24 protein-coding genes and 2 tRNA genes are annotated in these 24,249 nt (G+C 70.3%); 12 read left to right on the top strand and 14 right to left on the bottom strand.

All coding sequences use genetic code 11. The features are described from left to right. The first annotated feature begins 47 nt into the window (after positions 1-47). Both IWX89_RS00850 and IWX89_RS00845 read left to right on the top strand, forming a co-directional pair. Positions 48-1,289 (top strand): sensor histidine kinase, encoded by a 1,242-nt coding sequence (locus IWX89_RS00850; RefSeq protein WP_196901702.1) that lies wholly within the window; start codon positions 48-50, stop codon positions 1,287-1,289. A 55-nt stretch (positions 1,290-1,344) separates the two neighbouring features. Continuing rightward, positions 1,345-1,968 carry a response regulator transcription factor gene (locus tag IWX89_RS00845; protein WP_196901700.1) on the top strand — a complete coding sequence of 208 codons (624 nt, stop codon included), beginning with the start codon at positions 1,345-1,347 and terminating at the stop codon, positions 1,966-1,968. A 178-nt stretch (positions 1,969-2,146) separates the two neighbouring features. On the opposite strand, the gene IWX89_RS00840 is transcribed toward IWX89_RS00845, so the two are convergent. The 3 genes from IWX89_RS00840 to IWX89_RS00830 are packed head-to-tail and all read right to left on the bottom strand — an operon-like array spanning position 2,147 to position 4,258. Continuing rightward, a complete protein-coding gene (locus IWX89_RS00840) occupies positions 2,147-3,364 on the bottom strand; it encodes a UDP-N-acetylmuramate dehydrogenase (RefSeq protein ID WP_196901698.1) in 1,218 nt (405 codons plus the stop codon). Further along, positions 3,357-3,815, bottom strand: a complete 459-nt coding sequence (locus IWX89_RS00835; RefSeq protein ID WP_196901697.1) for a MaoC family dehydratase — start codon at positions 3,813-3,815, stop codon at positions 3,357-3,359. The genes IWX89_RS00840 and IWX89_RS00835 overlap by 8 nt, the downstream gene beginning before the upstream one ends. Continuing rightward, the gene (locus IWX89_RS00830) at positions 3,812-4,258 is read right to left on the bottom strand and encodes a MaoC family dehydratase N-terminal domain-containing protein (protein ID WP_196901696.1); all 447 of its coding nucleotides are present in this window, start codon (positions 4,256-4,258) and stop codon (positions 3,812-3,814) included. Before IWX89_RS00830 ends, IWX89_RS00835 begins: the two co-directional genes overlap by 4 nt. Before the next feature lie 69 nt (positions 4,259-4,327). Between IWX89_RS00830 and IWX89_RS00825 the strand changes: the two genes are divergently transcribed. From IWX89_RS00825 to arsM, 4 genes are all read left to right on the top strand, one after another. Then, positions 4,328-4,792 carry a GNAT family N-acetyltransferase gene (locus IWX89_RS00825; RefSeq protein ID WP_196901695.1) on the top strand — a complete coding sequence of 155 codons (465 nt, stop codon included), beginning with the start codon at positions 4,328-4,330 and terminating at the stop codon, positions 4,790-4,792. A 72-nt stretch (positions 4,793-4,864) separates the two neighbouring features. Then, complete coding sequence (locus IWX89_RS00820) at positions 4,865-5,476, top strand: HEAT repeat domain-containing protein (RefSeq protein ID WP_196901694.1); 612 nt, start codon at positions 4,865-4,867, stop codon at positions 5,474-5,476. Positions 5,477-5,530: 54 nt separating this feature from the next. After that, a complete protein-coding gene (locus IWX89_RS00815) occupies positions 5,531-6,280 on the top strand; it encodes an SGNH/GDSL hydrolase family protein (RefSeq protein WP_196901693.1) in 750 nt (249 codons plus the stop codon). A gap of 122 nt (positions 6,281-6,402) precedes the next feature. Continuing rightward, entirely contained in the window at positions 6,403-7,218 is an 816-nt protein-coding gene (arsM, locus tag IWX89_RS00810; protein ID WP_196901692.1) for an arsenite methyltransferase, read from the top strand. Between the two features lie 28 nt (positions 7,219-7,246). Here the strand turns inward: arsM and IWX89_RS00805 are convergent, their stop codons facing one another. Further along, entirely contained in the window at positions 7,247-8,143 is an 897-nt protein-coding gene (locus IWX89_RS00805) for a carbohydrate kinase family protein (RefSeq protein WP_196901691.1), read from the bottom strand. Then, on the bottom strand, positions 8,136-9,134 hold the full coding sequence (locus tag IWX89_RS00800; RefSeq protein WP_196902092.1) for a LacI family DNA-binding transcriptional regulator: 999 nt from the start codon (positions 9,132-9,134) through the stop codon (positions 8,136-8,138). Before IWX89_RS00800 ends, IWX89_RS00805 begins: the two co-directional genes overlap by 8 nt. 205 nt (positions 9,135-9,339) lie before the next feature. Here IWX89_RS00800 and IWX89_RS00795 point away from each other — a divergent pair, with 205 nt between their 5' ends. The 4 genes from IWX89_RS00795 (at position 9,340) to IWX89_RS00780 (ending at position 12,715) form a co-directional block, all read left to right on the top strand. Further along, entirely contained in the window at positions 9,340-10,434 is a 1,095-nt protein-coding gene (locus tag IWX89_RS00795) for a substrate-binding domain-containing protein (RefSeq protein WP_196902091.1), read from the top strand. A gap of 108 nt (positions 10,435-10,542) precedes the next feature. Continuing rightward, a complete protein-coding gene (locus tag IWX89_RS00790) occupies positions 10,543-11,589 on the top strand; it encodes an ABC transporter permease (protein ID WP_307836306.1) in 1,047 nt (348 codons plus the stop codon). Continuing rightward, positions 11,586-12,386, top strand: a complete 801-nt coding sequence (locus IWX89_RS00785) for an ATP-binding cassette domain-containing protein (RefSeq protein ID WP_196901689.1) — start codon at positions 11,586-11,588, stop codon at positions 12,384-12,386. Before IWX89_RS00790 ends, IWX89_RS00785 begins: the two co-directional genes overlap by 4 nt. Further along, complete coding sequence (locus IWX89_RS00780) at positions 12,383-12,715, top strand: putative quinol monooxygenase (protein ID WP_196901687.1); 333 nt, start codon at positions 12,383-12,385, stop codon at positions 12,713-12,715. Before IWX89_RS00785 ends, IWX89_RS00780 begins: the two co-directional genes overlap by 4 nt. 81 nt (positions 12,716-12,796) lie before the next feature. On the opposite strand, the gene IWX89_RS00775 is transcribed toward IWX89_RS00780, so the two are convergent. Together IWX89_RS00775 and IWX89_RS00770 are read right to left on the bottom strand one after the other, a co-directional pair. After that, entirely contained in the window at positions 12,797-12,958 is a 162-nt protein-coding gene (locus tag IWX89_RS00775; protein ID WP_196901686.1) for a hypothetical protein, read from the bottom strand. A 124-nt stretch (positions 12,959-13,082) separates the two neighbouring features. After that, on the bottom strand, positions 13,083-13,910 hold the full coding sequence (locus tag IWX89_RS00770; RefSeq protein WP_196901685.1) for an oxidoreductase: 828 nt from the start codon (positions 13,908-13,910) through the stop codon (positions 13,083-13,085). A 95-nt stretch (positions 13,911-14,005) separates the two neighbouring features. On the opposite strand from IWX89_RS00770, the gene IWX89_RS00765 reads away from it, so the two are divergent. After that, the gene (locus IWX89_RS00765; protein WP_196901684.1) at positions 14,006-14,581 is read left to right on the top strand and encodes a TetR family transcriptional regulator; all 576 of its coding nucleotides are present in this window, start codon (positions 14,006-14,008) and stop codon (positions 14,579-14,581) included. A 61-nt stretch (positions 14,582-14,642) separates the two neighbouring features. After that, positions 14,643-15,572, top strand: coding sequence for an ornithine cyclodeaminase family protein (locus IWX89_RS00760; protein WP_196901683.1), 930 nt, complete (start codon positions 14,643-14,645; stop codon positions 15,570-15,572). Between the two features lie 13 nt (positions 15,573-15,585). Here the strand turns inward: IWX89_RS00760 and IWX89_RS00755 are convergent, their stop codons facing one another. The 7 genes from IWX89_RS00755 to IWX89_RS00725 form a co-directional block, all read right to left on the bottom strand. Further along, complete coding sequence (locus tag IWX89_RS00755; RefSeq protein WP_196901682.1) at positions 15,586-17,925, bottom strand: bifunctional diguanylate cyclase/phosphodiesterase; 2,340 nt, start codon at positions 17,923-17,925, stop codon at positions 15,586-15,588. Positions 17,926-18,090: 165 nt separating this feature from the next. Continuing rightward, positions 18,091-18,167: transfer RNA gene (locus tag IWX89_RS00750), tRNA-Met, on the bottom strand. Between the two features lie 33 nt (positions 18,168-18,200). Beyond that, positions 18,201-18,272: transfer RNA gene (locus tag IWX89_RS00745), tRNA-Thr, on the bottom strand. Between the two features lie 86 nt (positions 18,273-18,358). Continuing rightward, positions 18,359-20,230: a glycoside hydrolase family 13 protein gene (locus tag IWX89_RS00740; RefSeq protein WP_196901681.1), complete on the bottom strand. Its 1,872-nt coding sequence runs from the start codon at positions 20,228-20,230 to the stop codon at positions 18,359-18,361. Between the two features lie 7 nt (positions 20,231-20,237). Further along, the gene (locus IWX89_RS00735) at positions 20,238-21,146 is read right to left on the bottom strand and encodes a sugar ABC transporter permease (protein ID WP_196901680.1); all 909 of its coding nucleotides are present in this window, start codon (positions 21,144-21,146) and stop codon (positions 20,238-20,240) included. A gap of 1 nt (position 21,147) precedes the next feature. Beyond that, positions 21,148-22,770 (bottom strand): ABC transporter permease subunit, encoded by a 1,623-nt coding sequence (locus tag IWX89_RS00730; protein WP_196901679.1) that lies wholly within the window; start codon positions 22,768-22,770, stop codon positions 21,148-21,150. 202 nt (positions 22,771-22,972) lie between these two features. After that, positions 22,973-24,205 (bottom strand): maltose ABC transporter substrate-binding protein, encoded by a 1,233-nt coding sequence (locus tag IWX89_RS00725; RefSeq protein ID WP_196901678.1) that lies wholly within the window; start codon positions 24,203-24,205, stop codon positions 22,973-22,975. Positions 24,206-24,249 lie beyond the last annotated feature (44 nt).

Here is a 24,249-nt window from a genome sequence, read left to right as displayed (position 1 = left end):
CCGGATGCCGCCCGGCCGCGCCCGTTGCCGCGTGGGAAGCTGATCTCATGACAACCCTGCGCTGGTGGGACACGGCCATCGCCGGGTCGCTCCTGGTGATGGCGGTGATATCGGCCCTCGACCCCGACTTCGTCGACCCGGGACGGGCCGGTTCCCTGATCACCCTGGCCGCGATCGGCCTCTGCTACCTCGCGTTCGGCCGCCGCGGGCTCCGCCAGGCCGCCGCCCGCGCCACGCCGGCGCACGGCGGCGTGGCGGCGCGTGGCGGCGTGCCGGCCGGCACCGGCGCCCAGACAGCGTTCCGGATCGCGATCATCGTCGGCTCCGGCGTGGCCGCCGCATTCAACCCGAACCTGGCGACCCTGCAGGCGATCGGCTTCCCAGTGCTCTGGGTGCTGACCGAGGGCTTCCTCGCCTCCGTCGCGCTGAGCGGCCTGCTCGCGGTCATGGTCGCGGCCGGCCTGACGGTGAGCCTCGGCGGCAGCCCGGGCGACCTGCTGCAGGCGGGCGCCGTCGAGACGATCTCCTTCGTCTTCGCGGTGGCCCTCGGCGCCTGGATCACCCGGATCTCCCAGGACGGCAACACCCAGCGCCGGCTGCTCGCGGAGCTCACGGCGGCCCAGGACGAGCTGGCGGTCCTGCACCGGGACGCCGGCGGCGCCAGCGAGCGCGAGCGCCTGGCCAGGGAGATCCACGACACCATCGCGCAGAGCCTGACCAGCCTCGTAATGCTCGCCCAGCGCACCCGCGCCGAGCTGGGCGCCGACTCCGGCGCGGCGGGAGCGAGCGTCGACCTGATCGAGGACACCGCCCGGCAGGCGCTGACCGAGGCGCGCACCCTCGTCGCCGCGATGTCTCCGGTGCGGGCGAACGATTCGCCGCTCGCCGACACCCTGGGCCGCCTCGCCGAGCGTTTCGCCCGGGAGACCGGCATCCAGGTCGACGCGACGGTGACCGTGGCCGGCCTCGACCGCGAGCTCGAGGTCGTGCTGCTGCGCTGCGCGCAGGAGGGTCTCGCGAACGTGCGCAAGCATTCCCGGGCCGGCGCGGCATCCGTATGCATCGAGCGGAACGGCGATGACGTGACATTGACGGTGAGCGATGACGGCCGGGGACTCGGCGGCTACGCGCCCGAGCGGGAGAACGGGTTCGGGCTCTCCGGCATGCGCGACCGGGTCGGACTCGTCGGCGGCAGCCTCTCGATCACCGACGGCGACCCCCGCGGCACCGTGCTCAGGGTGAGCGTGCCCGTGCCGGCCGACGCCCGTCCGACCCGGAGCACCCCGTGATCCGCCTGTTGGGCGCCCGCCTCGTCGCCGACGCCCGTCCGACCCGGAGCACCCCGTGATCCGGGTGCTCGTGGCCGACGACCACCCGATCGTGCGCGGCGGGATCGCCCTGCTGCTCGGCACGGCCGACGACATCGTCGTCGTCGGCGAGGCCGCAGACGGCGAGGAGGCGGTCGCCCTGGCCGCCGCGCTCCGCCCCGACCTCGTGCTGATGGACCTGCGGATGCCGCGCCTGGACGGCGTCGAAGCCACCCAGCGCATCCTCGCCGCGAACGACACCGTGCGGGTGCTGATCCTGACCACCTACGAGAGCGACGACCAGATCCTCGGCGCCATCGCCGCCGGCGCGAGCGGCTACCTGCTCAAGGCCGCGCCCCAGGCTGAGATCATCGAGGGCGTGCGCGCGGTGGCCGGCGGTCAGACCGTGCTCGCGCCGACCATCGCCGCCAGGCTGGTGCACCGGGTGCGGGCGGATGCCGCGCCGTCGCCGCGCCTGTCGGCCCGCGAACTCGACGTGCTCCGGCTGGTCTCGGCCGGCCAGAGCAACCCGCAGATCGGCCGTTCCCTGTTCATCAGTGAGGCCACCGTGAAGACGCACCTGCTGCACGCGTTCGAGAAGCTGGCGGTGAGCGACCGCACCCGGGCCGTGACCCGGGCGATGGAGCTCGGGCTGCTGTAGCGGGGCATCCGCGGGCCGTTTCGGGACGCCGCCGCACCCGCAGCGCCAGCCGGGGCCGCTCGCGGCGCACCCTGCGGAAGCCGGCGCAGGCTGTAGCGTGCGCCGGCTCGCCGAACCTGCGCCGCGAGCGAGCGCCCGGAACCGCGGGCGTCGGGCACACCCCGGAGGAGCGCGGCTGCTAGAGGCCGAGGCCCACGAGCATGGGCTCCGGCTGCAGGATCACGCCGAACTCCGACTGCACCCGGCCCTGCACGAAACGGGCGAGCTGGCCGATCTCGTCCGCCGTGGCCCCGCCGCTGTTGGTGAGCGCGAGGGTGTGCTTGCTGGAGATGGCCGCGCGCGACCCCGGCAGCCGGAAGCCGCGCGAGATCCCGGAGTTCTCGATCAGCCAGGCCGCGCTGAGCTTGACGAGCCGCACGGGGTTGGGATCCGCGACCGGCCCGACCCCGTAGTACTCGTCCAGCGGGATCACCCGGTCGGGCAGCTCCGCGTCCCCGAGCGGCCAGCGCGGCGCCGCATCCGGCATCGTGCGGGAGAAGGCCAGCGACACGATCGGGTTGGTGAAGAACGACCCGGCGCTGTGCGTGTCGGGGTCGCCGGGGTCGAGCACCATACCCTTGGCCCCGCGCAGGGCGAGCACGGAGGCCCGCAGCGCCCCGAGCGGCACCCGGTCGCCGACCTGCACCCCGAGCGCCCCCGCCAGCTGCGGGTAGGCGACCGGCCGGCTGAGCGCGCCGCCGAGCACGGATGCCTCGGCCTGCGTGTCGTGCAACTCCAGTTCGACCGCGAGCACGAGGCCGCGCAGCCCCTGCTTGAGCACGGAGGTGCGGTAGCCGAGCTCGAGCTCGGCGGCCACGATCCGGCGGCGGACGCCGGTCTCGTAGTCGAGGAAGTCGATCGCGACCAGGCTGTCGGAGAGCTCCTGGCCGTAGGCGCCGATGTTCTGCACGGGCGCGGCCCCGGTCGAACCGGGGATGCCGGAGAGCGCCTCGAGGCCGGACCAGCCCCGCTCGACGGTGTGGGCGACGAGATCGTCCCACGGTTCGCCGGCCTGCACACGCAACCGCACCCGGTCGGGCGCCGCGGCATCGGCCGCCTCGGCGCCGCCGGCCTCGGAATCGCCCGCCGTGGCATCGAGCACCGTCACGCCACGGGTGAGCACGCGGATCACGGTGCCGTCGAAGCCGTCGTCGGAGACGACCGTGTTCGAGCCGCCGCCGAGCAGCATCCACTCGTCGCCGGAACCCCACACGGTGAGGGTAGCCTCGACGAGCTCCTGCTCGGTGGCAGGGGAGAGCAGCCTGGCCGGCAACCCGCCGACCCGCATGGTGGTCAGGTCGGCGAACCGGGGCGCCCTCCCGGCGAGCGCGCCGGAATCGGGCACCGAATCAGGCATCGCTGAGCGGTGAGTCGGCCAGGCGGACGCGCACCTGCGCCTTGCCGAGCACGGTCACCTCGTTGAACGAGACGGTGAGGTCGATCCGGGCGATGCCGGCGTCCGCGTCGATCGCGCCGACCTTGGCGACGACCGTCACGACGGCGCCGGCGGCCGGGTCGACGAGCACCGGTCGGGTGAAGCGCACCTGGTAGTCGACGATGCGGCCCGGGTCGCCGGCCCAGTCGACGACCGGCTGCACGGCGAGGCCCATCGTGAGCATGCCGTGCGCGAGCACGCCGGGCAGCCCCACCGAGACCGCCACGTCGTCGCGGTAGTGGATGGGGTTGAAGTCCCCGGATGCCCCGGCGTAGCGCACGAGGGAGTCGCGGGTCAGCGGGAAGCCGGCTTCGGCGACGACGGCGCCGACGACCAGGTCGTCGAGGCGGGGCGTGGTGCTTTCGATGCTCATTCGTCTCCCCTGACGACAAGGGTGGAGGTCGCGGTCACGACGTGGGCGCCGGCCGCGTCGACGACGCGGGACTCGGCCGTGACCATCGAGTGGCCGCCGAGGCTCTTCACGCTCGCCACGGTCAGGGTCGCCGTCAACTCATCACCGGCGACGATCGGGCGACTGAAGCTGAACCGCTGGTCGCCGTGGACGACGCGGCTGAAGTCGATGCCCGCATCCGGTTCGGCCAAGAGCTGCGCCAGGGTCGCTTCCTGCACGACCACCGCGAAGGTGGGCGGGGCGACGACGTCGGCGTAGCCCGCTCTGCGCGCGGCCTCCGGGTCGTGGTTGATCGGGTTGGTCGCGAAGACGGCGCGGGAGAACTCGCGCACCTTCTCCCGGCCGACGAGATAGGGGGCGACCGGCGGGAAGACCCGGCCCTGCAGTTCGGGGTTGACAGACACAGGAGGAGTTTACCGGTCGCGCCGGGAAGCGGGCCGATCGGGCAGCCTGAATCGGGCAGACTGAGAGGTGTGAAACTCGCCCGCGTACGCCTGGCCGACCCCGAAGTCGCCCCTCTCCTCGCCGACCTCCGCCGCGAGTACGAGGAACGCTACGGCGACGGCGATTCGGTGCACGACGTGGAGGCGGATGCCTTCGACCCGCCGCAGGGCGGCTTCATCGTGCTGCTCGACGGCGACAACACCGTGGCGGGCGGCGGCATCCGTCGTCTCGACGATGCCACCTGCGAGGTCAAGCGGATGTGGACCAACCCGACCTATCGCCGGGCCGGCCACGCGTCGACCGTGCTCGCCGCCCTCGAGGAGCTGGCCCGCGAACTCGGCTACCGGCACGTGCGGCTGGAGACCGGGTACGCCCAACCCGAGGCGCTGGCCCTCTACCGCCGCCTCGGCTATCGGGAGATCGGCAACTACGGCATCTACGACCGGGCAACCGGGTTCGAGCGGTCGTTCCCGGCCGACGACGCCGCCCGCTGAGCCGCAGCCTGCCCGGCCGCCGGCATCCGGCATTGGCCTGCACCGCGCGCGCTTGCTAGTTTTGGCAGTGCCATGCATAACAAATTAGATCCCCACCCCGACCTTCCCATCGACCTCCCGACGGCCGAGCGCATCCACGCCGCCGTGGAGCACTATGGCGAACAAGCGGTGATCGACAACTCCATCGCTCTCCTCCGCGCCAAGAACGCCGGCAAGGACTTCCTGCTCTACGCCGGCGGCCGCCACGCGCTGGGCATCCTCGACGGCGCCCCCGCCCTGTACTGGCCCGAGCTGTGGGGCGCCCGCGCCCTGCTCTACGTCTGGAGCGAGGCCGCAGCGCCCTACGTCGTGGTCGGCCTGAACAACCAGGCCTGGCGGGTGCGCGAGATGTGCGCGCGGGTGATCATGCTGCGGGGCCTCGAGGTTGCCCCCAAGCTCGTGCGCCTCACCACCGACGAGGTGCCCCGGGTGCGCGCCGCCGCCCTGCACGCCCTCGCCGCGCAGGGGACCGCCGACCACCTCGCCACGATCGTGCAGCGCCTGCGCGACCCCGACAAAGAGGTGCGCCGCGCCGCCCAGCAGGCCAGGGACGTGCTCACCGGCCGCTGGAACCTGCCGAAGGACCCGAGCCAGGGCGTGGAGCAGACCCACGGCACCCGGCACACGCACGACGAGAGCGAGTAGCATCGCCTCTCGGCGGATATCGCCACACGGCTTTCGCAGGGTGAGGGGATCCTGATGTTCCAGCGTTACGTCGCCATCGGCGACAGTTTCACCGAGGGCGTCGGCGACGAGCTGCCGGGCGGCAGGCTGCGCGGCTGGGCCGACCTGGTCGCGCTCGGCCTCGCCGCGGCCTCCGACACCCCGGTCTCCTACGCGAACCTCGCCGTGCGGGGGCGCCTGCTCGGGCCGATCGTCGCCGAGCAGCTCGAACCGGCCATCGGCCAGGCTCCCGACCTGCTCTCGATCTGCGGCGGCGGCAACGACCTGATGCGGCCCCGGGTCGAGATCGGCTACGTCATCGACCTGATGGGCCAGGTCGTCGAGCGCGGTCTCGACAGCGGCGCCCACGTGCTCGTGCTCAGCGGCGGCAACCCGTCCCGCCACCTGCCGATGGGCGCGGTGATGCAGCGCCGCGGCGACCGGCTCGCCGAGGCCGCCCGGGACGCCTTCGTGCGCCCGGGGGTCACCCTGGTCGACAACTGGGCCGACGCGCACCTCGCCGAGGCGCGGTTCTGGTCGATCGACAAGCTGCACCTGAACGCCCTCGGGCACACCCGGGTCGCCTCCAACGTGCTCGACGCGCTCGGCGTGCCGGTGCCCGTTGACTGGGCCGAGGTCGAGGCGTCCGCCGCCGACCGGGTGCAGGGCACCGCCGCGTACTACCGCGAGTACGTGCTGCCGTGGATCGGGCGCCGGCTCACCGGCCGCTCCTCCGGCGACGGACGGCCGCCGAAACGTCCCACCCTCGAACTCGTCGACGCCTGAGCCGGTGTGCCGCCCGATCCGGGCGACGCCATCGCACCGGCGATCTCACCGGTATATTGACGTTCATCAATATTTAGTGAAGGATTGCATCGACGACGGTCAATACCCGAGGGAGAACCATCATGACCGAGGACACCGACACCGTACGCGAGGCAGTTCGCGCCCGCTATGCCGGCGCGGCCCTCGCCGTGACCCTGCGGGACAGGGGCCCGGCCGCATCCACCGCCTGCTGCGGACCCGGCGACGCGGCGGATGCCGCAGCCGACTGCTGCGGGCCGGCGTTCGTCGACGAGAGCCTCGTCTTCGGCGCCGCCCTCTACGACCCCGACTCGACCGGTGGTCTCCCCGAGGCGGCGGTGCTCGCCAGCCTCGGCTGCGGCAACCCCACGGCGGTCGCCGACCTCCGCACCGGGGAGAGCGTGCTCGACCTCGGCTCCGGCGGCGGAATCGACGTGCTGCTCTCCGCTCGCCGGGTGGGCCCGACCGGCTTCGCCTACGGCGTCGACATGACCGACGAGATGCTCGACCTGGCCCGGGCCAACGCCGCGGCCGCCCACGCCGAGAACGTCGAGTTCCGGAAGGGCACCATCGAGAACCTTCCGCTGCCCGGGGAGAGCATCGACGTCGTGATCTCCAATTGCGTGATCAACCTGTCCACCGACAAGCCGGCGGTGCTGCGGGAAATGTTCCGGGTACTCGTCCCGGGCGGCCGGGTCGGCGTGTCCGACGTCGTGGCCGAGAACCAGCTCAGCCCGGCGGACCGCGCCGCCCGCGGCTCGCACGTCGGCTGCATCGCCGGCGCACTCTCGGTGGAGGAATACACGAACGAACTCGGCCTGGCCGGCTTCGAGCAGGTGAGCGTCAGCCTCACCCACGAAGTCGCCCCGGGCATGCACGGCGCAATCGTGCGGGCCGTCAAGCCGCTCGCCGCCGGCTGACCCCGGCGGTCCCGGCTGCCTGATCCCGTCAGTCGACGGGCGGCACCCGCAGCAGGGCGCCCTCCTCGCGGCAGGTGGCGGCCGCGATGCGCATGGCGTCGGCCAGCAGGCGCTGCCAGCCCGCGGCATCCGTCGGCACGCCCCTGGTCAGGAACGTCTGCACGCTGGAGGCGAGGGTCGCGTCGCCGCCGCCCATCGTGTCGACGACCGCGCCGGGCAGCGGGGTGATCGGCTCGCTCACGAGCAGGCCGTCGTCGGTCTCGATCGTCGCCCCGTCGCGGCCGGCGGTCGCCAGCACGTGGTGGGTTCCGGCGGCCACGAGCCGGGCCCGCAACTCGGCCAGGGTGCTGCCGTAGAGCAGCTCGGCGTCTTCGTCGCCGACCTTGGTCAGCAGGCTGCGGGCGGCGGCGCGCTCGAAGTTGCGCACGAACGCCTCGCGGTCGGCGAGCATGCCGGCGCGCGGGTTCGGGTCGATCACGAGGCGGTGCTCCGGGTCGGCGACGGCGTCGAGGAAGGCATCCGTCTGGGCCGTGTCGTCGAACGGGAAGCAGCTGACGACGACGAGGCGGGCGGCGTCGAGGGCTGCGTGTTCCGCGGGCCCGAACTCGATCCGGCGCTTCTTCGCGGCCTCGTTGAACGCGTAGCGCGGCTCGCCGTCGGTGCGGTCGGAGGTGGCGCGGGAGCTGCCGTGCGGGCCGAGTGTCGCGATCAGTGTGACGTCGTGGGCGGCGAGGAAGTCCCGCAGCACCGCCCCGTCCGAGTCGTCGCCGACCATGGCGATGAGCGTCGTCGGAATGCCGAGCACGGCGAGGCCGACGGCCACGTTCAGGGCCGCGCCACCCGGGAATTCGCGCAGGGACTCGGCGTCGCGGAGTTCGTCGATGAGGGCGTCGCCGACGACGACGACGCGGTTGGATTCAGTCATTCGGTCTTATCTCCCCTGATCCGCGAGCAATCAGCTCGGTTGGAACAATGTAGGTCTTCCCGATGGCGCGGTCACCATCGAGCCGTGCGAAAACACGTTCTGCGGCCAGCCGGCCGATTCCCTGGGGGTCCTGGGCGACGACGGTGATCCCCGGGTCGAGCAGGTCGGCGAGCGGCACATCGTCGAAGCCGACCAGCGCGACCGTGCGATGCAGTCCCAGGGCGCGAAGGGCCCGGATGGCGCCGATGGTGACGAGGTTCTGGCTGCTGAAGATCGCCGTCGGCGGCCGGGCGCCGGTCAGGAGCGCGGTGATCGCGCGCTCGGCCGCCTCTTCGTCGTGCAGGCCGGCGATGATCGGCACTCCCCCGGTCGGCACGCCCGCACGCCCCAGTTCCTCGAGGAAGCCGCGGCGGCGTTCGGCGGCGGTCTGGATGTCGGTGCGGTCGCCGAGGAACGCGATCCGGCGGTGCCCGTGCGCGAGCAGGTGGCGGGTGCCCGCTGCCGCGCCGGCTGCGTTGTCGCTCGCCACGACATCCGCTTCGATCCCGGCCGGTTCGCGGTCGACGAAGACCAGCGGGGTGCCCCGGCGCTGCTCGGGCAGCAGGTAGGCCTGGCTCTTCGACACGGTGGTGAGGATGAGCCCGTCGACCCGGCGGCGCAGGAACGCCGTGACGGCCGCTTCCTCCCGGTCGGGATCGTCGTCGAGGCTGGAGGCGAAGACCGCGATGCCGCGCTCACGGGCGGCATCCTCCACGGCGCGGTGCACCGCCCCGGAGAAGGGGTTGCCGACACTGCCGACGAGGAGCCCCAGGGTGCGGGTGCGGCCGTCGGCCCGCCGGAGGTTGCCGGCGTGCAGGTCAGGGTGGAAGCTGAGGCTCTCCGCCGCGGCACGGACCTTGGCGATGGTGGCCGCTGAGACGTTCGGCTCGCCGTTGATCACCCGGGACACCGTCTTCACGCCGACCCCCGCGAGGACTGCGACATGGCGCATGGTCGGGCGGGTGCGTTGCCCGCCGGGCACGCCGCCGACTGTCGCCGCCGGAACGGCGGGGAGTGCGTCAGCTTCTGACATCGATGTCACGGTTTGATCTCCAAGGAAAGATTGCACTTGACTGTACAACAATCTTGGTCTAAAAATACCTATGACATCGTTGTCAGGGAGTTCCCCTCCCCCCAAACCAAGAGGAGATTCGATGATGAATCACAGCACACCATCACTCACGTTCAAACGGCTCATCGCCGCCGGATCGATCGCCGCCCTCGCCACGGTGGGCTTCGCCGGGTGTTCTTCGAACACCTCCTCCGGCGGGTCGACGAGCGCGTCGGACAAGATCGGCGTCTCGCTGATCGTGAAGACCACGACCAACCCGTTCTTCGTGGCCATGCAGAACGGCGCGAAGGCCTCGGCCGAGAAGCTCGGGATCGACCTCACTCTCGCAGCCGGCAAGAAGGACGGCGACGAGGACAGCCAGATCCAGGCCGTCGAGAACGCCATCTCCAAGGGCGACAAGGGCATCCTGATCACTCCGGCCGGCCCCGGCGTCGAAGACGCCCTCGTCAAGGCCCGCGACGCCGGCCTCTACGTGATCGCCCTGGACACGCCCCCGTCCGACCCCAAGGCCGTTGACATCACCTTCGCGACCGACAACTACCTCGCCGGCCAGGACATCGGCAGGTGGACCGCCGCCAAGCTCGGCGGCAAGAAGGCCACCATCGCGATGCTCGACCTGTTCAGCGACAAGATCGTCTCGGTCGACGTCAACCGCGACCAGGGCTTCCTCGACGGCATGGGCATCGACGCCGCCGACAAGACCAAGAACGGCGATGAGGCCAAGACCGGCACCTACAGCGGCGGCGACTACGCCCTCGTCGGCAACGAGCCGACCGACGGCGCGGAAGACGGCGGCCGCACCGCCGCCGAGACCCTGCTGAGCAAGAACCCGGACATCAACGTGGTCTACACGATCAACGAGCCGGCTGCCTACGGCGCCTACCAGGCATTCAAGGCCGCGGGCAAGACCGACACCATCATCGTCTCGATCGACGGCGGATGCGCCGGCGTCGGCCAGGTCAAGGACGGCGTGATCGGCGCCACCGCGCAGCAGTACCCGGTGAAGATGGCCGAGCTGGGCGTGCAGGCGATCTCCGACCTGGTCAAGTCCAACACCAAGCCTGAGGTCTCGCCCGGCCTCGACTTCTACAACACCGGCGTCGCCCTCGTGACCGACGACCCGCAGACGGGAGTCGACTCGATCGACACCAGCGCAGCATCCGACATCTGCTGGGGCTAACACCGGAGAACGACCCAACGACCCCGTGGGATGCCGAGAATCGACTCCGGCATCCCACGGTCTCACCCCTTGAACTCACACCATTCACCAGGACAACGGAGTTCCCACGTGACCCAGAATGCTCAGGAGGCGCCCGCAACGACGGGGGCCCACGACCTGGCCGAGGAATTCCTCGACCGCACGACGCCGCTCAGCCGGCTCCGCTCCACCATGCACCGCTACCCGGCGCTCAGCCCGGCCATCGTGCTCGTGATCGCGGTCATCGTCTTCGGACTGCTGAACGACAGATTCCTCAATCCCGCGAACCTCTCCCTGATCACCCAGCAGGTCGCCGTCGTGGGAACCCTCGCCATCGCCCAGACCCTGATCATCCTCACCGCCGGCATCGACCTCTCCGTCGGCGCGGTGATGGTGCTCAGCTCGATGGTGGTGGCCCAATCCAGTGTGCAGGCCGGGCTGCCGGCCGTGTTCGGGCTCCTCGCCGGGCTGCTCGTCGCCCTCGGAGCCGGTGCCGTGAACGGCTTCCTGGTCACCCGGCTCCGGCTCCCCCCGTTCATCGTGACCCTGGGCACCCTGAACATCTTCATCGCCCTGACCCTGCTCTACTCGAGCGGCGCCACCATCCGCGGCGGCGAGATGCCCGACCTCCTCACCTGGACCGGCACCACCTTCAACATCGGCGGCGTCAACTTCACCACCGGCGTGCTGATGATGCTCGTGCTCTACCTCGTGCTCGCCTTCATCCTGCAGAAGACGGCCTGGGGCCGGCACGTCTACGCCGTCGGTGACGACAAGGAGGCCGCCCGGCTCGCCGGCATCAGCGTCAACCGGGTGCTGATGAGCGTCTACCTGGCCGCGGGCGCGATCCTCGCGGTCGGCGCCTGGATCCAGATCGGCCGCAGCAACGCGGCATCCCCGAACGCGGGAGTCGACCTCAACCTCGACTCCATCACCGCCGTCGTGATCGGCGGCACGAGCCTCTTCGGCGGCCGCGGCACCGTGTGGGGCACCCTCCTCGGCGCCCTGATCGTCGGCGTCTTCCGCAACGGCCTGTCCCTCGCCGGCCTCGACGTGCTCTGGCAGACCTTCGCCGTCGGCGTGCTCATCATCGTCGCGGTCTCCGTCGACCAATGGATCCGAAAGGTACGCAAATGACCCTCCTCGACCGTGACGCCGCGTCGCCCGCGGCCCCGACCCGCACACCCATCCTGCAGGCCAGGAAACTCGTCAAGACCTACGGCCGTGTCGTCGGCCTCGACGGGGTGAGCCTCGACCTCTACCCCGGCGAGGTGCTCGCCATCATCGGCGACAACGGGGCCGGCAAGTCCACGCTGGTCAAGTGCCTCACCGGGGCCGAGATCGCCGACGAAGGCGAGATCCTTCTCGACGGCAAGCCCGTGCAGTTCAAGCGCCCGCAGGACGCCCACGCCGCCGGCATCGAAACGGTCTACCAGACCCTGGCGGTGTCCCCCGCGCTGGACGTGGCATCCAACCTGTTCCTCGGGCGCGAGGTGCGTCGCAAGGGCATCCTCGGCTCCGTCTTCCGGATGGTCGACACCAAGGGCATGCGCAACCGGGCCAGGGCGGAACTCACCGCCCTCGGCATCACGACCCTCCAGGACGTGACGGTGGCGGTGGAGAACCTCTCCGGCGGCCAGCGCCAGGCGGTCGCGGTGGCCAGGGCCGCCGCCTTCGGCTCCAAGGTGGTCGTGCTCGACGAGCCGACGGCCGCCCTCGGGGTGCGCGAGTCCAACCAGGTGCTCCAACTGGTGAAGAACCTGCGCGAACGGGGCATCCCGGTCATCCTGATCAGCCACAACATGCCGCACGTGTTCGAGGTGGCCGACCGCATCCATATCCAGCGCCTCGGCAAGTGCGCGGCCACCATCACGCCGCGGTCGCACAGCATGACGGATGCCGTGGCCATCATGACGGGGGCACGCAAGGCATGAGCGGTGTCCCGGCCGCGTTGCCCGCCGGGCCGGTCGCGCTGTACGCCGAGTTCACGGCCAGGCCCGGCCGCGAGCAGGAGGTCGCGGACCTCCTGCTCGGGCTGACCCGCGACGTGCGAAACGAACCCGGCAACCTCGTCTTCGACCCGCACCGCCTCACGGAGAGCCCCGCGGAGTTCTTCGTCTATGAGGTCTACCGGGACGCCGCGGCGTTCGAGGCGCACATCACCGCCGAGTACGGCGCGGTATTCAACGCCGCCCTCGGGGAGCTGATCGTCGGCGACGGGTCCCGGCTGACCTGGCTGACGCCTTTGGACGGCAGCCGGTAGCTCCCGGTACCGGTACTACGCCGTCCCAAAGCACAAGGGCCGCCCGATGGGCGGCCCTTCCGTTGTCCAGTGGGGTGTTCGTCAGGTCCGGCGGCCCGAGATCGACCGGACCAGGAACATGATCACGGCGATGACGAGGAGCACGATCCCGACCCAAAGCAGGAAGTTCAGGGATTGCACGAAACCGCCGGTGAGGAGAAGCACGACCGCCACGATTGCGATGATGACCAATAACAGGTTCATGATTGCCGACCTCACTTTGCTCTGCTGCCGGGGGAACTCCCCGGTAGCTGGCAGCATAATCCGATCTGGTCGGTTCGGGCAGCAACCGGCTCAGGGATTTCCCAGCCGCGGTCTCAGCGAAGGCTCAGCCGCGGCCGTAGATCCGGAGGATGACCGCATCCATCATCCGGTCGCTCAGCACCCAGCGCAGGAACAGGATCGCGCGGGCGCTCGCGGGCGCGACATACCTGGCCCTCGGCCGGCGGGCGGTGACGGCCTTGCCGATGGCGGCGGCGATCACCTGCGGCGCGGCGCCGACGCCCTCCGCGTCCGCGCGGGTGAGCACCCGCACGAGGGCCTCCGCCTGCCGGCGGTAGGCCGAGTCGCCCGAGGTCTTCATCACGTTCTCCCGGGCGATGGTGTTCCACTCGGTGCGGATCGCGCCCGGTTCGATGATGACCACGTTGATGCCGTGCGGCTTGAGTTCGACCCGGAGCGAGTCGCTGAGGCCCTCGACGGCGAACTTGGTGGCGTGGTACCAGGCCCCGAGCGGCTCGTAGAACTTGCCGCCGATCGACGAGATGTTCACGATGGTGCCGCTCTTCTGCCTGCGCAGCTGCGGCAGGGCGAGCTGGGTGAGCCGGGCCAGGCCGAAGATGTTGACGTCGAACTGTTTCCTGGCCTCGCTGAGTGGAACGTCTTCGAGGGCGCCGAACGAGCCGTAGCCGGCGTTGTTGACGAGCACGTCGAGGCGGCCGGCCTCACCGAGAATGGTGGCGATCCCTGACTGCATGGAGGCGTCATCCGTCACGTCCATCGCGAGGGGGCGCACGCCCTTCGCCGCGATCCCGCTCATCCGGTCGACGCGGCGGGCCGCGCCGTAGACGGTGAAGCCGCGGCCGAGGAGTTCGAGCGCCGTGGCCTCGCCGATGCCGGATGATGCGCCCGTGACGAGTGCGACTTGGGTGACCATGATTTATACTTCCTAACCGGTTAGTTACTTACGACTTCCCGTATCAAACCACAGCCCGGGAGAAAACTCAACCAACCGGTTAGTAAGCTCGGTGCATGGCACGAGATTCCCAGGACACCCGGCGGCGCATCCTCGAGGCGGCGACCGCCGAATTCGCCGAGCGGGGCATCGCCGGCGCGCGGGTCGACCGCATCGCGGCGAGCGCGGGCTGCAACAAGAGCCTGCTCTACACCTATTTCGGCAACAAGGACCGATTGTTCGAGACAGTCTTCGACTCGCTCGTCGCCGAGATGGTCACGGCCATCCCCATCGACACGACCGACCTCGCCGGCTACGCGGGCCGGCTCTTCGACCGGTACTGCACCCACCCCGAGGTCGTGCGACTGGCGCTCTGGGACAGGCTCGAACGCGACGGCCAGGGGATGCGGGTGGCCGGCATCGTCGCCGCCGAGACCGCCAAGGCCGAGGCTCTCGCCCGCGCCCAGGGCGACGGCAGCGTCTCTGCGCTGCTCTCCCCCGCCGACCTGCTCGCCGCGATCACACTGGTCACCTCGCTCTGGCCGCTCATGCAGCCCCATGACGAATCACCGAGCCCGGCCCGGCTCGCCGAGATGCGCACGGCCGTCACCGCCATCGTCTCCCGGCTCACCGGCCCCGGCCCCGCGCACTGAGCCGCGACCGGCCGCTCCCGACGACGGAGGCGAGCCCCCACCCACCACGACGGGAGTCATCATGACCGAAACCACCGGACCCCCCTGGATCACGGGGGCCGAGATCTTCCGCCGGGTCGGATTCCGAGCCGCGGCGCGCGCGATCGACGAGGCGCTCGCGCGCGGGCTCGACCCGGCGCGGGACTTCGACCGCGGCATCCTCGCCCTCGACCATGGCCAGCTGCTGCTGATGCCGGCCCAGGCGGCGCAGTTCGCCGGCGTGAAGGTCGCCACGGTCGCCCCGGGCAACCCGGCCCTCGGCCGTGAGCGGATCCAGGGCGTCTACCTGCTGCTGGACGCGGCGACGCTCGGCCCGGTGGCGATCCTCGACGGCGCCGCCCTCACCACCCTGCGCACCCCCGCCGTCTCCGCTGCGGCCGCGAACCACCTCGCCCCCGCCGCAATCGACCGGATGGTCGTGTTCGGTTCCGGCCCGCAGGCCTGGGGTCATATCGAGGCGATGCGCGGCATCCGCGAGATCGACCGGGTCACGATCGTCGCCCGACACCAGGGCCGCGCCGAGGACCTCGCCACCCGGGTGCGGCAATCCGGTCAGGCCGCGGGCGTCGGTACGGCCGCCGACGTCGGCGACGCCCAGCTGATCGTCTGCGCGACGACCGCGCGCATCCCGCTCTTCGACGGCGCCCTGGTGCCGGATGACTCGTGCACCGTCGCCGTCGGATCGCACGAACCCGACGCCCGCGAGCTGCCCTCTGCCCTCATCGCCCGCGCGCAGGTCGTGGTCGAGGACGCGGCGGTCGCCCAGCGGGAGGGCGGCGACGTGATCATCCCGATCGAGGAGGGCGTTATCGCAGCCGGCTCGCTCGTGCCGTTGCGCTCCATCGTGACCGGGCGGGTCCCCGTCGACATGGGCCGCCCGCGCGTGTTCACGAGCTCCGGCATGTCCTGGGAGGACCTGGTCGTGGCCACGGCGGTGTTCCAGGCCCGGTGACCCGGCCGCCCCGTCAGCCCCTGAGCCCCGGCGCCGTTCCGGCCGTGGAGGGCATGCCGCCCGGGTCGACGACCGCGGCCGGGCCCTCCGCAGCCAGACGGTGCTCGGCCAGCCAGCCGTCCAGCTCGGCGGCAGGCACGGGGCGGCACAGGAAGTAGCCCTGGGCCTGGTCGCACCCGTAGCGGGTCAGGTCGTCGCAGGCCGCGGCATCCTCAACGCCCTCGGCGACCATGATCAGCCCCAGGCTGTGAGCGAGGTCGATGGTGGAGGACACCAGTGCCGCGGCGCGCGGATCGTCGGACATCGGGAAGACGAAGGCCCGATCGAGCTTGAGCTCGTCGATGGGGAGTTCGCGCAGGTAGGCCAGCGAACTGTACCCGGTTCCGAAGTCGTCGACGGAGACCCGCACGCCGCTCTCCCGCAGCCGGCCCAGGATGTCGCGGGCGCGGTCCCGGTCGTCCATCAGGAACTCCTCGGTGATCTCCACCGTCAGCGCTGACGAGGCCAGCCCCCGCGCCTCGAGCATGGCGCCGATGCGTTCGGGCAGGCCCGCGTCGACCAGGGAGCTGGCCGAGAAATTGACCGCGACCGACAACGGAGTGCCCTGCCGCTGCCAGATTGCCGCCTGGTCCAGGGCCAGGCGGAGCACGATAGCCGTCAGTTCGCGCATGAGCCCGGTCTCCTCGGCGAGCGCCAGGAACGCGCCCGGATAGAGCAGGCCGAGCCGGGGGTGGTTCCAGCGCACCAGGGCCTCGACTCCCCGCACCTGGCCCGTGGCAAGCTCGATCTTGGGCTGGTAGTGCAGCTCGAGTTGCTCCTCGGCGAGCGCCACCCGCAGTTCCTGGAGGGTGCGCAACCGCTCCTGGCCTCGGTTGTCGTCGGAGTCGACGTAGACGTGGTGGCCGCTCCGCGCGGCCTTGGCCTTGTACATCGCCATGTCGGCCTTGCGCAGCAGGGTGGTCAGGTCATCGCCGTGGTCGGGGAACAGGGCGATTCCAACGCTGGCGCTGGCCTGGAGGGAGATGCCCGCGAGGGTGAACGGTGCCGCCATCGCCGCGCGCAACCGGGCGGCGGCGAGCACGGCCGCGTCGGGCCCGGCGTCGTCGAGGAGCACGGCGAACTCGTCTCCGCCCAACCGTGCCAGTAGATCCCCGGAGCGCAGCTGATCCGACAGGCGGGTTCCGATCTGAACCAGCAGGAGATCCCCGATGTCATGCCCGAGGCTGTCGTTGACCTCTTTGAAGCGGTCGAGGTCCAGGAGCAGCAACGCGCTCCGCCCGCCCCGCCGCGCGGCCAGCCGCAACGGCACGTCCGAATGCAGGGCGCGGCGGTTGGGCAGCCCGGTCAGGTCGTCGGTCCTGGCCAGGAGCCGGAGGTCCGCGACCTTGACCACTCGCCGGAAGGCCAGCTGGGTGCGCACCCCGGCCAGGAGGATCGTCAGCCCGGCCAGGACGACCGCCAGGCCCGGAACATTCCCCTGGCTCGCCAGCAGCAGGATGCCGAGGGCGGCCGCCGTCGCCACGGTCGGCACGGCCAGCGCGCCGGCCCCTGCGACGGCGGGATTCGCCGGATCGCCCCCGCGGGGCAGATCATTGGCCCAGACCGCGATGAAGGCAAGCCCCAGGGCCCAGCCGGCGTCCAGCGGGGTTCCGCCCTCGTAGTCGGCGCCGTGCTCGAGCAGGGCGTAGGCGGCGTCGGTGGCCGCGAAGATGAACAGGCCGCCGGCCAGGACGATCCAGCGACCCGGCGCCAGCCCCGGGGAAGCGGCGATGCCGACGACTGCGGCGACCAGGACCAGGTCGGCCATCGGATAGGCGACTCCCACGACGGCGGCCGGCGACACCGGCCCACTGACCGCGGAGTCCAGGATCGGGCTCAGGACCACGGCCAGTACTCCCGCGGCGCCGAGGGAACCCACCGTGCTGTCCAGCAGCGCCGACCAGGGGAACCCCCGGCTCTGGCGGTGCACGACGGCCATCAGGCCGGCCAGGATGAAGGGGCAAAAGAGCAGGTAGCCGGCGTCAGCCGGTGAGGGGAACGGCAGGCTCCCCCCGATCGGAGTGGCCAGGACGTAGTAGCTGTCGCCGAGGGCATACGACGTCACGGCGGTGGCGCACAGGGCGAGCGGGGCGCGCATGAACCGGGACCGAGCCACGGCCGCCCAACAGGCGAGGGCGGGTAGCCACACCGCCAGCACGGACAGCAAGCCGTCCAGCAACGGGTTGAATCCCTCGCCCGGGATGAGCAGCACCACGCCGTAGCAGGCGAGGACCAGCCACATGGCCCAGACCAGCCAGCGCCTGGCGCCCGTGGGACGCCAGGATTCCCGGCGTCGTGCAGAAATGCTCAACATCTTCGCCCCCCGCGAGTTCCGTTGACCTCACGCTAGCCGACGGGCGGCCCCGCACCCGCGTCCCTGCGCACCCAGAACGGGTGTCAGCCCGAGGGTCCCCAGGGGCGCACCCGGCAAGGAGAAAGGCCCGGCATCCTGTGGATACCGGGCCTTCGTCGTATGTTCTGGTAGCGGGAGCGGGAATTGAACCCGCGACACCACGATTATGAGCCGTGTGCTCTAACCAACTGAGCTACCCCGCCACGACCTGTCGGCTGCAAGAGCTTCCAAGCCTGAGCCCCCTGTGGGAATCGGACCCACTACCTCTTCCTTACCAAGGAAGTGCTCTACCAATGAGCTAAGGGGGCAAAGCTTCCAACGGGCAGAAGCTGAGCCTTTGTTTTTCGGCAACCGGTAAAGATTATCACCAACTTCGCCTGCCCGTTGACCGCGCTCAGCCGATGGGCAACCGAACCCCCTGAAGCGCCCACGCCGTGAACGACGGGCCGGCAACCGTGAAGCGGATGCCGCCGGCATCCACGCCCAGCCCGGCGTCGCCGAAGAGCCGCGTGGCGGCCTCCGTTCCCGCCACCGCCCAGCCCGGGATCACGGCCTCGCCGGCCGCACGGGCGGCCACCAGCAGCACCGATTCCGCGGCTGTCTCGCGCAGGTAGACGAGCACGTCGTCGCCGACGTGCAGCCAGCGCATCCCGCCCTCGCTCAGCGCGGGGTGCCCCGTGCGCAGGTGGATCAGCGCCGAGTAGAGCTCGATGGTGTCCGCGACCTGCGGCTCGTCGACGCTGGACCACGGGATCGGGGTGCGGGAGTGCTCACCGTCGACGCCGACCAGGCCGAATTCGTCGCCGGCGAAGATCATCGGGATACCGGGCAGCGTCACCGACATCCCGAAGGCCACCGGCACCCCGCCGTCGATCGCGTGGGTGCGGAACCGCGGGGTGTCGTGGGTGTCGAGGGCGTTCATGGTGGACAGGCGGGTGCGCCAGGGGAAGCCGGCGACGAACCGCTGGTGGGTGGCGACGAACTGGTGCCCGTCGTACTGCGGGATCGTGGCGTAGGGCAGGCCGAAGAACGACGACGACGGGCTGCCCGGCCGCGACAGCCAGCTCCAGAGCGGCCGGGTGAAGTTCGTGTACGTCATCGCGCCGTGCCAACCGTCGCCCTGGAAGTCGGCGGACGCATCGTTGGTCGACTCCCCCAGCAGGAGCGTGTCGGGGTTGGCCTCGATCATGGTGCGACGGATGGTCTGTCGCACCTCGGCGTTCAGGTCCTCGCCCGCAAGCCGTCCGGTCATGTTGGCCACGTCGATCCGCCAGCCGTCCAGGTGGTACGGCGCCTGCAGCCACTTCGCGACGACGGACCCGGGGCCCCCGATGAAGCGGGTGCGGAGCTCGGCGGATGCCCAGTTGAATTTGGGCAGGGTCGGCACCCCGAACCACGAGGTGTAGGTGGCGTGCTCGTTGTCGAGCCAGTAATAGAAGGAGCTCTCCGCGGCATCCGGGTTGAGATGCGCGGCCCGGAACCACTCGTGCCGGTCGCCGGAGTGGTTGGAGGTGAGGTCGCCGATCACCTTGAAGCCCTGGTCGTGGGCGGCCTCGACCAGGCGCACGAGTGCGGCGTCGCCGCCGAGGGCCTCGTCGACCTCGCCGAAGCTGGAGGCGTCGTAGCGGTGGTTCGACCCGGCCGGGAAGACCGGCGTGAGGTAGATCAGGGTCACGCCGAGGCGCCGCAGGTGGTCGAGATGCAGGATGATGCCGTCGAGGTCGCCGCCGTAGAACTGGTGCGAGCGACCCGGGGCGACCTGGTCGACCGGGTCGTCCCAGTCCGCGGGGATGCCCCAGCCAGGGGTTTCCCGGGCGTCGGCGGCCGAGGAGCGCCCGAACCGGTCGGGGAAGATCTGGTAGATCACGCTGGAGGCGGCCCAGCCGGGTGCCGCCGGGTAGGCGAGCAGCTTGAAGTCCTCGGTGTCGAGGGTTTCGATGCCGGACAGGCCGGTGGCGTTCAGCCACCAGTGGCTCCCGTCGGCCAGGTCGATCAGGAACCGGTAGCCGTGCACCGGGTTCTCCACCACGATGGCGGCCTCCCACCACTGCCAGCCGTCCTCGGCGCCGAGGAGCCTGGCCGCGTCGAATCGGGGCTCCTTGTCGGGGTTGGACCGGGCATAGACGCTCGCCACGGTCCCGAACGACTCGGGGATGCGCACCCGCACCGTGACGCTCTCGCCCAATTCGGGGTTCGGGGAGGAGACGAAGAGCGGCGAGCCGTCGTGGTGCGGCGTCAGGACGGAACCTGACCGCGGATCGGGCACGGGACCGCTACTTCACGGAGCCGGCGGTGAGGCCGCCGACGATGTACTTCTGCAGCCAGAGGAAGAGGGCCATCACCGGCAGCGCGGCGAGCACGGCGCCGGCCGCGAAGACCGAGTAGTTGCTCGAGAATTCCTGCGACACGAACTGGTAGAGCCCCACCGCGAGGGTCTGCTTCTCGGGGGTGATCAGCACGATGCTGGCGATCACGAACTCGTTGGTGGTGCCCACGAAGGAGAGCAGCCCGACCACGGCGAGGATCGGCGCGACCAGGCGCAGGATGATCGTGAAGAAGATCCGGGCATGGCCGGCCCCGTCGATCTTGGCGGCCTCGTCGATCGAGGCCGGGACCGTGTTGAAGAAGCCGTACATCAGGTAGGTGTTCACACCGAGGGCGCCGCCGAGGTAGACCATGATCAGGCCGACCTGCGAGTCGAGCCCGATCGCCGGGAAGATGTCGGAGATGCCGTTGAGCAGCAGGAAGATGGCCACCACGGCGAGCAGCTGCGGGAACATCTGCACCAGCACGAGCATCAGCAGGCCGGGGCGGCGGCCGATGAAGCGCATCCGGGAGAACGAGTAGGCCGCCAGCGCGCCGAGGAACACGGTGCAGACCGAGGTGATGCCGCCGATCAGGAGCGTGTTGCCGTACCAGGCCGCGTAGGGCTGCTGGGGCAGGTTGAACAGGGTTTGGTAGCTGCCCAGGTCGACCTCGCTGAAGAGACCGTTCGCCGTGATCAGGGTGCCGCCCGGGTGCAGCGACGCGGAGAGCACGTAGAGCAGCGGGAACGCGGAGAAGACGACCATGATCGCGCCGACCAGGTGGCGCCAGCCGGTGCGGGAGAACCACCGGCCGAAGTTGAACGGTCGTTTCGTCGGGATGTACAGGTCGCTGGTTTCGGGGGCTGCAATCCGCATGTCAGTTCAACTCCTCTAGCGCCTTGGTCTGTTTGAAGCTGATCACCGAGACGAGGGCCACCAGCAGGAAGATGATGATCGAGAACGCGCTGGCGAGGCCGTAGTCGCGGTTCGCGCCGACGAACGCGACCTTGTACACCATGGAGATCAGGATGTCGGTGGAACCGACGTTGACCCCGGCCGTGACGTCGCGGGGGCCGCCGTTGGTCAGCATGTAGATCAGGTTGAAGTTGTTGAAGTTGAACGCGAACGAGGAGATCAGCAGCGGGGCGACGGAGACCAGCAGCAGGGGCAGCTTGATCAGCCGGAACACCTGGAACGGCCTGGCGCCGTCGACCGTGGCGGCCTCCTGGATCTCATCCGGGATCGACTGGAGCGCCCCGGTGCAGACCAGGAACATGTACGGGAAGCCGAGCCAGAGGTTGACGAAGATGATGCTGAACTTGGCCAGCCATTCGTTCGTCAGCCACGGGATGTCGGCGCCGCCGAACAGCACCTGGTTGACGAAGCCGAACTGCGGGTTCAGCATCCCGGCCCAGACGAGCGCGGAGAGGAAGGCGGGGAACGCGTAGGGCAGGATCAGGACCACCCGGTAGACGTTCCGGCCGCGCATCCGCATGTCGTTGAACACGATCGCGAGGAACAGGCCCAGGCCGAAGGTGGTCAGCACGGAGAGGAACGCGAACGCGAACGTCCACAGGGTCACGCTGATCAGCGGGCCGCGGATCGACTCGGAGCCGAACGCCTTGGCGAAGTTGGCGAGGCCGACCTCGACCTTCCAGCCGGGCAGCAGTTCGGTGCCGTCGGCGGCGACGAACGAGCCGGTCTTGCCGTTGTCGGTGTAGACCGTGTTGGTTTTGGTGTCGGTCATCGTGCCCGCGGCCTCGTCGTAGACGAGGTCGGAGAGGTAGAGGTAGGCCTTGGACCCGTCCGGGGTGCGGAGCGTCCCGTCGTTCGGGTCGTCCGAGAGCGGCACCGACAGCGCCGCGATCTTCTCCTGGTTGGCGACGATGTCGTTGAACTTGAGGCTGGTGTAACCGGGGAGCGCCACGGCCTTGCCGGTGTCGTCGAGGGTGGCGTCGGTGACCGTGCGGAGCGGGGCATCCGTTCCACCCAGGCTGACGGTGCCGTCGGGCTCGGTCACCAGGAAGCTGTAGTTGCCGAGCTGCTCGACCACGGTGAGCTTGTAGGTGGCCGAGTCGGGCACGCGCTGCTGGGAGGAGACGATCAGGGCGCTGATCGCGTCCTGCTTGGTGCTGTTGTGGCCGGTGCCGTAGTTGGTGAACGCGATGTAACCGGAGTAGCCGACCACGAAGATCTGGAAGATGAGCAGGAAGATCAGCCCGGGCGTGAGGTACTTGGCCGGCAGCTTCTGCTTGCTGAAGTAGATCCAGTTGACGATGAGGGTGACCAGGAGCACGGCGCCGAAGACGACCCAGTCGGCTCGGAGGAGGAGCACGAAGAGGGCGTACACGCTGATCGCGTCGACGATGGCGAGCAGGAAGATCTTGACCAGGAGCGTCTTCACCCCGGCGGATGCCGCTTCGGCGATGCGGGCGGCCTGCCTCGAGCGCTTCGACTCTCTGACCTGCGCCTCGTCGCGCTCGGTGCCTGGGTGGGTCATCTTCGTCCGCTCTCTGCCGCTCTGCATTGTGGTTCTGTGCGCTTGTGGTTCTGTGCGCCTGTGGTTCTGTGCGCCTGCCGGTGTCGTGCCGGACAGGGGGAACAGGTGGTCCGGGCCGCGTGACGCGGCGGGGCCGGTTGTCGCCCGGCTGCCCCCGGCCTCGAACGGAGGCCGGGGGCAGCCGGGTAACGGGGTGGTGCGCCTACTTGATGGCGGTCTGGATGTCGGCCGTCATCTTCTGCCACAGCGCCGTGGGGTCACCCTGGCCGCTGATGATCGCGGCCTCGGTGACGCCCCAGAACTGCCAGACCTTACCCATCTGCGGGATGCTGGGCATCGGGACGGCCTTGGCCGCGACCGCGCCGAAGCCGGCGGTGATCGGGTCGGCACTGGCTGCCTCGAACGCCGAGGTCAGGGCCGGTGCACGGCCGCCGACCTTGTACAGCTCGGTCTGGACCTTTTCGCTGCCGATGTAGTTCACGAGGAACTCGTTGGCCGCGATGGCGTTCTTCGACTTGGCGGAGACGACGAAGCCCTGCACGCCGACGAACGGCTGCGCGGTTTCGCCACCGGCCGACGGGATCGGGTCGACGGCCACGTTGATGCCGGCCTTCTGGGCGTCCGGCACGTTCCACGGGCCGGTGATCAGGAACGGCGAGGCACCGGCGTTGAACTTCTCCTTGGCGATGTCGCCGGTGACGTTCACGCTGAGGTGTCCGGCGGCGCCTTCCTTGGCGAGCCAGGCCGCGTAGGCCTCACCACCGGCGTTGCCGATGGACAGGTCGCCGGCGTTGTAGCTGCCGTCGGCGTTGGTGCCGAAGACGGGGGCGCCGAACGAGGTCTGGAACGGGTACAGGTGGTACGGGTCGGACTCGGGACCGACCTGCACGAGGAACGGGAACTCGGTTCCGGCTGCTGTGCCGGCCGCGATCATGTCGTCGTAGGTGGCGGGCGCGGTGGGCGCGAGGGCCGTGTTGCGCAGGAGGGCGATGTTCTCGATCGAGTACGGCACGCCGTAGGTCTTGCCCTCGACGCTCATGGCGGTGACGGCGACCTTCTGGAAGTCCTTGGCCGTGTCACCGAGCTCGACCGGCTGCACGACGCCGTTGCCGACGAAGTTGCCGAGCCAGTCGTGGGCGGCGATGGTCACGTCGGGGCCCTTACCGGTGGGAACCTGGGCGATGAACTGCTCCTGGATCTTCCCGAAGTCCTTCTGGACGAGCTTGACCGTGACGCCGGACTCCTTGGTGAAGGCCGCTGCCGCGTCCTTCAGAACGGCCGCGCGGTCGGCGTCGACCCAGACCGTGAGCGTGCTGGAGGCCGCATCGGAGCTGCCGCTCTTGGAGGACGACGCGCCGGAGCATCCGGCCAGGGCGAGGGAAGCGGCGACCGCGACTGCGCCGGCAGCCAGCAGGCCTTTCTTATTCACCATCATTGGTGTGTGCCTTTCGTAAGGACATTGACAATTGTGCAAGCGTT

It is taken from the genome of Cryobacterium sp. MP_M3, from assembly GCF_015752155.1.
Classification (GTDB): Bacteria; Actinomycetota; Actinomycetes; order Actinomycetales; family Microbacteriaceae; genus Cryobacterium.
Note: the sequence above shows the minus strand (reverse complement) of the source record. Positions and strands in the feature narration are given on the sequence as shown.